We start from the raw sequence: 8,924 nt of genomic DNA on the forward strand, positions 1-8,924 counted from the left end.
AAAAAAAGAAAATAAAAATGAAAATCGGGAGAAATTCATTTTTATTAAATTTAATTAATATTCATCTTCATCATCTTTTTTCCTATAATACCCAATTCCAAACAATGCTAACAATACTAAAACACATACTATCAATGCAATAGGCATGTTAACATCTTTAGAAGCTGCAGAATTATTTTCACTAACAGAAACTTCAGAAGCTTTTCCAACATCTTCAGCTCCGGAATCTTCAGAACTTGAATCTGAACTTGGAGCATCTACATCAGTACCCACTCCTAAAGAGGAACTAACTCCAGTAGGAACTGCTTGATTGGAATCGCCAGGATTTAATGACTCCTGACTAGAAGTAGTAGTTGATGTGGTATTGGTCTCAACTGAAGAACTGTCTTCAGAATTAACTACTTTATTGCTATCGGATGTAGAATTACTATTAGAATTAGGATTTTCTGAACTGTTTATTAAGAAAGATGGGTCATAAGTTGCATTATACAATGTAGGCAATAATTTAGAGAGCAAATCTGGGTTAACATATTGTATTGCCCAATTCATTAATGCAATATTACCACAGCTACAATCACAACAGGATACACCATTTTGAACAATGGACTCTGCCCATCTATTAGCTAAATCCTGTTTTACAGAATCATCAGCATTCCAATAATCTTTACGGGCCGCATCCATCAATCTAGCATTGATTGCTTGTGCAGAATAAGGATTATTTTCTTTAAACCATTGATCAAGGCCTAAATCATATTGATCCTTAACATAATTATTGTAAATGGAATTCCATTGATTATCTGTTATTGTATTAGTAGTAACATCCCACATGAATGTATTTTCAACAAAACTAGCAAATTTGCCAGCTCCGCTTGCACCATGATCCATCATGGACCTAATCCAATCTGGGTTGTCATAAGTTGTTCTAAAGTCTTTAGCTAATGAGGATTCCAATGATTCAATATATCTATTGTTTGGATTTTCCAAATTGCTTATTAACATTAGAGGATATTCTCCTGAAGCCTGTTTAATGGCAAGCCCTAATCCTCCGAAGTATGCAGAGTAATCATCACCACTAAGCAATGTATTGGCATTCACATATCTTCTAAACATTGCAATTTGACTTTTCTCTAGATTCTTGTCATATAAATCGCTGCTAGAGACAGAATCGCCATCAGATGTGAAAACATATCCAAAAGTGTTAATAAATGAATCTGCTAATTTTTCATCGGTATCCCAAGTATTTGAATTAACAATTGCATCTTCTAATGGATTATGATGGTTTCCAGGTTTTTGTGAGAAAATTCTGGAATCCGCTAACATTCTTGCATCTTCTTCAGAATATCCTTCATCGATTAATTGTTGATATATTAAATCGGAATTAGCCTTGACTTTATTTTCTACAGATGTGTCATCAGTACTTGATGCTAACCTTACAGCTTTATCCAAAATTCCTAAAGTGTACATATATTCATTCAAATAAAGAGCTGTTGTTGTGATTAAAACATCAATTCTTGGTCTATTCATATTCTCAATGAGTTGTACCCCTGTAATGTATTTGCTAGCAGGATCCCTAATAGGTTCAACACCCATTAGATACATGATTTCAGCTTCCATAACCCCTTTATCCTGAATGGAATGGGTAGCCCAAAGCATGAATGCAATTTTATCTGGGTATTCGCCATTTTTCTCAAGGTAATTTGCAAGCATTTCATCAACTAAATCAACAGCTATATTCCAAGCCTCTTCAGTAGGCATGATTCTTGGATCAAAGGAATAAATGTTTTTACCTGTTGGATAGACATCAGGATTTATTACAGGATCGCCCATAGGACCTGTTAATACAAATCCTCCATTTAAGGCTTTGCCAATACTGTATAACTCATTATCACACTGATTTAAATAATCCTTATAAATAAGGGTCCTATTTAAGTATTCTTCAAATCCTTCTATTTCTTTTCCTAAAACAGATATTTGAGAATTTTTAGCGTCATAATCATCAAACAGCATTAACTCAAGTATTTGATAAACCTCATCATCATTTAAGTTATTTTCTTTCATAAAGTCCCTGAAATTATAACCTAACATTGATTGAATGGTATAAACAAGTTTTTCACCAGTTGGAGCAGTTCCTAAAACATGCAAACCGTTTGAAATGAAATCTGATTGAATGTCTTCCAAGTAATCATGAACCTTATCTACAAAACTGTCAAAGTCCATCAATTCCTGAGATAAATCTAATTTTAAATCGTCATTTAAGTTTAGCTCATTGAATAAATTAAGAATGGATGATTTATATTCCTCTTTGACGGCACTGTCATATGTTGACTCATACTCATCAATTTTATGAGACAATAAAGTCAGGTTTCCATATAAACCAGAAATGGTCATAGGAGGGGTAGAGTGACTAATGATAATTGCATTCTGCCTATGTTTTGGCAATCCGCTTTCTGCACCTTCAACAGTGAAGACATAGATTACAGGAATATCTTGAGAAACAATGGATGGCCAATCATTTTCACAATCTAAACCAGAAGCACTTTTTCCAGGTAACCAAGCTACAGTTCCGTGACGACCGAAATCAATTATAGCATTAGCGCCGAATTCATTTTTAAGCCAGAAATAGTAAGCTAAATATTGGTGAGTTGGTGGAACATCTCCACTATGATACAATGCTTCCTGATCTTGACTGTAACCTCTTGATGGTTCCGGAGAGATAATTATGTTTCCAAATTGTATGATAGGCAATACTAAATATTTAGTGCCATCCATTTCATACATCATGATATCTCCAGGAGCTTCACCCCACATATCTATTACTTCTTGACGTTTATCTGGATTTAACTGATTAAACCAGGATAAATATTTTTCTTCAGAAACTAAAACTACCGGATAATTTTCAACTAATTTCTTTAATTCACCAGGAGCCCAAATACCAATGTTTAATCCTTGAGAACGAGTTAGATTAACTAATTCTTCAGTGTTTGGCAACTCTTCATCACCTAAATCGTAACCTATAGATTTTAAGTAATTTAAAAGAACTGGTAAACTTTCATATACATCCAAATGAGATGCAGTAGCACCTTTATCTTTACCAGGAGAACTCCAATAGACAATAGCTACTTTTTTATCACTGTTTTCAGTATATCTCAAATTAATCCAGGACACACAGGAATTGATTAACCAATCCACTTGTCTGTCAATTGGAGTATTTTTTACAATGCCGTCATCCTTCAATTCCTTAGTTGCAATAACTATTGGATTAAAGATTCCTTGAATTTCCATATTGGTTAAAGTATATGAAAACTGTTCTGAATCCAAACCCTCTGAATCATTGAGCCATTGCTCATAATTTCCATTGTAAGTCAATGCTTTAACTACAGGAACATCGAGGCCTTCAAGTTCTTCCATAATCTCTTCATATGTATTGACTCTATTCCAGCCAGCAGCCCTGTAATGTATAATCAAATCTACATAAGATTTTGAATCCACCATTAAAAATCTTTCTACATCAGGTTCTCCTTGTGCTTGACCTTCATGATTGTAGAAATAAGGTATGACATTCATGCCATTGCCTTCAATTTTTTCAATTAAGGAGTCAATAACATCAGTTTCTAAATTATTAAAATCACCTTGTCCAAAGCAAAGTGCAATGGTAGGTTTTTCAGCATCATAATCATACCATTCTAAATAACTGCTTAAATTTTCAAAATAAGTTGAGTAAGTTGGATAATAAATACCTTCTTTAGGTAAAACAACTGGAGCTAAAGGCTGACCTCCGGAATTTATTGAATTTAAACCTAAAAAATTGGTACATATATAATCCAATAGGTTTCTGGCATTATGAATACTTATAGAAGTCATATATTTATTAATATTTGTCCAGTAACTAGGAATCCAAGGATGCTCTGACATATCAACATTACCCACATCTCTCCAGTCAGCAATGCTGTATGTTATTCTTGTTACAACAATAACACCATTATCCATTGCCTCTTGAAGGCGTTCTTGTGTAGTTAAATAATCAGGTGTCTTTGGCCAAATAGCATCTATAAAAATTAAATCATAATCTTTAAAATCTACATGATTGCAATTATCCTTAGTTACTATTGTACTCTCAATATCATTTCTATTATTAATTGCATCTAAAAAAGCGGCATTAGTAGCTGTTGTTCCACCAAGACCACCTAAAAAGAACAAAACTTTTGGTTTATTATTATCTGTAAGAGAATCTCCTAGAGAATGGATATTCATATATGTATTTTCTTCAGATACTGTATCTAAATCTGGTATTTCATTAGAATTAGAATCCACGTTTAGATTAGCATCATCAAAAGAAATATCATCATTTATACTTTCACTAGAAGATTTTATATCAAAATTATCATCTAAATCCCCAATATCAGTAGATATGAACTGATCATCAATAGTTTCAATTTTATAATCAGCCAAATCATCATTATCAGAATAAATAGATTGAACATCAGAACTTCCGATATTTGAACTTCCAGCGATATCTCCAATAGAAACTTCATCAATATCAGAAGTGTCTATATTTTCAACATTCTCAGCAGATACTCCACTTATAACAATCATTAACAATGTAATAAGAGTTATAAGCAAAATCATCTGTTTTTTAATAGTTTAACCTCCAAAAAATTTTAATGATACCCTCATTTAATTAACTATCCAATTAATAGGATATCACTATTAATATGTAGTAATACTAATATAAATATAATTATTACTCATTTGGAAAATGGGTGGAGAAAGTAATAAAAAAAGTATTAAAAATTGATGGGATTTTAAAAAAAGGTAATAAAATATCTAATATAAGAACATTAAGAGGTTATATTAATAAAACTATTCCTTAAAATCATGTTATTAGCAATAGAGCAATCCATATACGAATAAACTTAAATCAAACTGATAAAAGTTGTTTAAAATAAACAAAAAAAGTATTACTTATTAAGTGAGTTAATGAATAAATAATATTTTAAAAACCATTTTACGAATTACTTTTTGAAAAAAATGGAAATATTATCTGAATTCCTTACGGCTATTCCAGATTTCCTTAGTGGATTTAAAACCACTTCTTTTAAGAGTCTTTTCATCAAAATCATTAATTAAATCTACTAATTTCTCAATAGCTATCTCACTGTTTTTTACAAGATCAGACTCTTTTTGGTCTGGAAGATTTTCAAAAGCCTTCGGAATTTCATCTATTTTTACAATTGGTATATTAAGCTCTTTTGCCAAGTCAACACTTCCATGGGTTTTATGGAATCCCTCTATCTTCAAAGAAGGAATATTGAAAACCCCTGCTTCAATGGTCATCCCCATACCTGCAGCATAGATGAGATGTGATGCTGCATTCATAAAGCTTAACAAATCAACATACTGAGGCAAAATCTTAATGTTTGGTGATAAGACCAATTCCTGAACCATATTCCTGTCAAATCTATAAGGTGCAATCAATGCCTTAAGATTAAGCTCTTCAACAGCCCTAATCAATGGCTCTATATCCTCTTCCCTTAAATCTCCTCCAAGAACAAGCAATACAAATTCTTTCATCCCATATTCGCCATAGATTTCATCCTTATCTATTAAGCTTCCTTCCTTGATTTGATTATCAACATATTTTGCCATAGGATAACCATTAATGTTTACAACATTCTTTAGCTGATAATTTTTCTCAAGGTACTTTTTATAATCTTCGCTTGGAACAGTTACAAGATTAGCTTGAGAGATGACTTCTATAGGATTGTAGATATCCTGTTCTATATGCAAAACAGGAATTCTTAAAATATTAGCTGCCACAATGGCTTTTCTAACATCTCCAGCATTGCCTGCAGTTATCAATAAATCTATATTCTTTCCCTTAAGGGCATTATAGGATTTTAAAATATCTTTTGAAATGAGGAAAGCCAATTTTCCGGTAGAATTCTTTTTCCCTCTTCTGCCTTCTCCAATAGAATAAACTTCATCACAGTAAGGTTCAAGAAAAGCCTTTGAAGACTCTCCATGATAAAGGCCAATTATCTTGTTTAATTTGAAGGATAATTTGTCTTCTTTTTCCAATTCCCTTAATCTTTCCATAACTGGAATTATTGTTTTGGAAGGAGTGATTTCTCCAGCAATAGCTATGTTTTTAGATTCCATAAACTTAGATTCAGTGCCTTTAGATTCCATGATCTGAACCTCTCAAGGATTTGATAATGATTAAAACAGCAATCAAATAGAAGAGCCAAACAACTATATCACTTGGACCTGTTTCAATCCAAATAATGGTTTGTGCAAGCAAAATGCCATAAAATGCTGTAAAAATGCTTTTTTTATTGAATTGAATAATGTGTAAAACCTTCAAAATAAAGCCTATTATAAACATCTGCACCAACATTCCTATTATTCCAAAGTCAAGCAAAGCAGGGCCAAAAATGGTTGAAGTGATTGAATGAACCCTTCCAATTGTAGCCTGGCCAACTAAAACCCTTGCATCTGTATGTGTAAAGAATCCAGTTAGTGTAGCATAAAAGAGATTCCCCATAGTAGTGCATTGATTTTCAATAGCCTTTGAGAGTACATTCAATGTGAACGCCGCCCTATAGGATACAAGCTCAATCGGATTTAATGACCAATGCTGCCAGCTGATAGCCTGAACTGCAATAAATCCTACAGCTAAAAGTACAGCAGCAATCGCTAAAATAGCAAGAATAATATATTTTACATCAACATCTCTTGTATAATACAAAGTTATTAGAGCAGATAGCATGATTGCAATCGGGGTTGTCCTATAACCTGTTAGAGCAAATAAGATCAATCCAATTATAAGCAATATGTAATGGGATTTCCTATTGTATTTAGCAAGAAGAATGTTAATTGATGGCAAGAATATTATATAGGATAAAAGCCATATTTTTGTTGCCGCTTTTGCCTTTAATGTCGCGGAAAAAAGTGGTATGCCACCTAATAGAACTATGTTTATAATTTGAAATAAGATTCCTAAAGAAACCAATCCAACGATGATTAATTCATTTCTAGAATATGAATCAGCACGAGATAATTTCTTAGGATTTAAGCTTAAATTGGGGTTTGAATCAAGAATATTAAAATTCTTATTTAAAAAGTAGTTAGCTAAAAAAATGCCTAGAATAAAGAATAAAAGACCCAATCCAATATAGAGATACAAATCTAAATTAGGAGCAGGCAATTTTTGATACATATACCACATAGGCATAGCTATAATCAGGAATAGAATTACCATAGCTACAATGATTAGCGGATGAAAAAGATCAAAATTTCTATTTTCTAAACTAAAATTCATAAAAACCCCTATTAAAAAGCATTTTTGGATTTATTATTTTAGATTTTGTTTTAACTATTATATAAGTTTATTAAATGACAAATTTAAATGAAATTTTTTCTAATTTTTTTCTGATAAAATGGAATTTCTTAATCATTTTTCGAACCCCCTTAATTTTTTTAAAGAATCCATTAAAAATTTCCAAAAATATTTCCTATGAAAAAGAAAAAAAATATAACAGAAAAAATTTTATTTGATTAAAAAGTATACAAGAGACTTAAAAAAATAGGAATTTATTAAAAATTATTTCAAAAATATAAAACAAATACTACAATAGATGAAAAAATCATAAAGTAATACAAAAAATCAAAAAATTTGGCAAAAATTTTAAAAAAAATATAGAAAGATCAAGAAAAAATCATGATAATATCAATTTTAGCATTGAAAAATCACTTAAAAAAATGATATTACAGAAGATATGAAATGATGATGATAAGAAATTAACACAATTAGGATATGATAATAACATTAAAATAATTTCTAAAAAATTTGAAAAAAACTTACACTTGAAATTAATGTCAAGAATTTTCTGGCCTTAAAATTGGCAAAAAATGATAATAACAGGTTAACTCATTATACAGTTGAAATCTACGTCTAAGAGTTACAATGAAAAAATAGTAAAAAATACAACTCATTGAATTGAAAATGCATATGAATTGAATAGTCATGAAGAAAAAATGATATTACAATATCTAAAAGTAGAAATTAATAAAAAATGAAAAAATAGAGAAATAATTTGTAAAAAAAATAATAAAAAAAGAGGTTGAATAAAATTAAAAATTAATCTTCTTGTTTTTCAGCTTCTAAAACATAAGTTTCCTTTGGCTTGCTGTCAATTTGCAAGTCGCTGTCATCAGGTTGTCTGTTTAATAAACGATCAATGAAGCTTCTGTTTTTATATCTATCAATTAAAAGCCTATCAGCTGTTAACAATTGATCTTTATAAGCGATTTCCTTAAGGGTGTCCTGAAGTTGCTGGTTGACATTATGCAATTCCTTGTCCTTTTCTAAAACAAGTTCATCATGTCTTTTCCTCTCTTCAAGGAGATTTTCTTCAGCCTTTTGCATAGCTAAATCAGACTTTGCCCTTTCAAGCCTAATCTCTTCATTAGCCTGTTTGATAAGCTGATCTTTCTCATCAATAATTTCATAGCATTTTGCAATAGCAGATTTGTTTTCTTCAACCAGGTCCATGATTTCCTTATTCTTGTCTGAAATCTCCTGATTCCTTTGTTCCATAATTTCATTTATGGAAGAATCCGCTTCACTGCGTGATTGCTTCAAATCTGAAATGGTATTCTTATTGTCATCAATTTTAGCCTTGAGATCATCAATCTCATTTAGATAAGATTCATATTCACTTATCCTAAGAATCATTACCTTCTCTCCACCTTCAAAATTATCTTTTTTTGATAAGTCGATACGATAAGTGAAACTGTTTCCTCTCTTATATTGTTTGACTTCCTTTTCCAACATAAAAATACCTTCGTAATGAAAAAAATTGATATTATCAATGAATTTTTTAAATTACATAATATAATCATAAAATAAAAAATTATTAACA

The 8,924-nt window shown here is 30.9% G+C and carries 4 protein-coding genes; all 4 read right to left on the reverse strand.

All coding sequences use genetic code 11. From position 1 onward, the window contains the following. Positions 1–54: 54 nt before the first annotated feature. A complete protein-coding gene (locus IJE13_RS04775) occupies positions 55–4,593 on the reverse strand; it encodes a cobaltochelatase subunit CobN (protein WP_292777686.1) in 4,539 nt (1,512 codons plus the stop codon). A 444-nt stretch (positions 4,594–5,037) separates the two neighbouring features. Beyond that, positions 5,038–6,189, reverse strand: a complete 1,152-nt coding sequence (locus IJE13_RS04780; protein ID WP_292777689.1) for a hypothetical protein — start codon at positions 6,187–6,189, stop codon at positions 5,038–5,040. Next, on the reverse strand, positions 6,179–7,321 hold the full coding sequence (locus IJE13_RS04785) for an oligosaccharide repeat unit polymerase family protein (RefSeq protein ID WP_292777692.1): 1,143 nt from the start codon (positions 7,319–7,321) through the stop codon (positions 6,179–6,181). Before IJE13_RS04785 ends, IJE13_RS04780 begins: the two co-directional genes overlap by 11 nt. 819 nt (positions 7,322–8,140) lie before the next feature. Then, entirely contained in the window at positions 8,141–8,836 is a 696-nt protein-coding gene (locus IJE13_RS04790; protein WP_292777696.1) for a hypothetical protein, read from the reverse strand. Positions 8,837–8,924: the final 88 nt, after the last annotated feature.

The organism is Methanobrevibacter sp., from assembly GCF_017410345.1.
In the GTDB taxonomy this organism is placed as follows: Archaea; Methanobacteriota; Methanobacteria; order Methanobacteriales; family Methanobacteriaceae; genus Methanobrevibacter.

Coding starts and splice junctions, on each gene's coding strand:
- IJE13_RS04790 (WP_292777696.1), bottom strand. CDS start 8,836: ATGTTGGAAAAGGAAGTCAAACAATATAAGAGAGGAAACAGTTTCACT.
- IJE13_RS04785 (WP_292777692.1), bottom strand. CDS start 7,321: ATGAATTTTAGTTTAGAAAATAGAAATTTTGATCTTTTTCATCCGCTA.
- IJE13_RS04780 (WP_292777689.1), bottom strand. CDS start 6,189: ATGGAATCTAAAGGCACTGAATCTAAGTTTATGGAATCTAAAAACATA.
- IJE13_RS04775 (WP_292777686.1), bottom strand. CDS start 4,593: ATGATTGTTATAAGTGGAGTATCTGCTGAGAATGTTGAAAATATAGAC.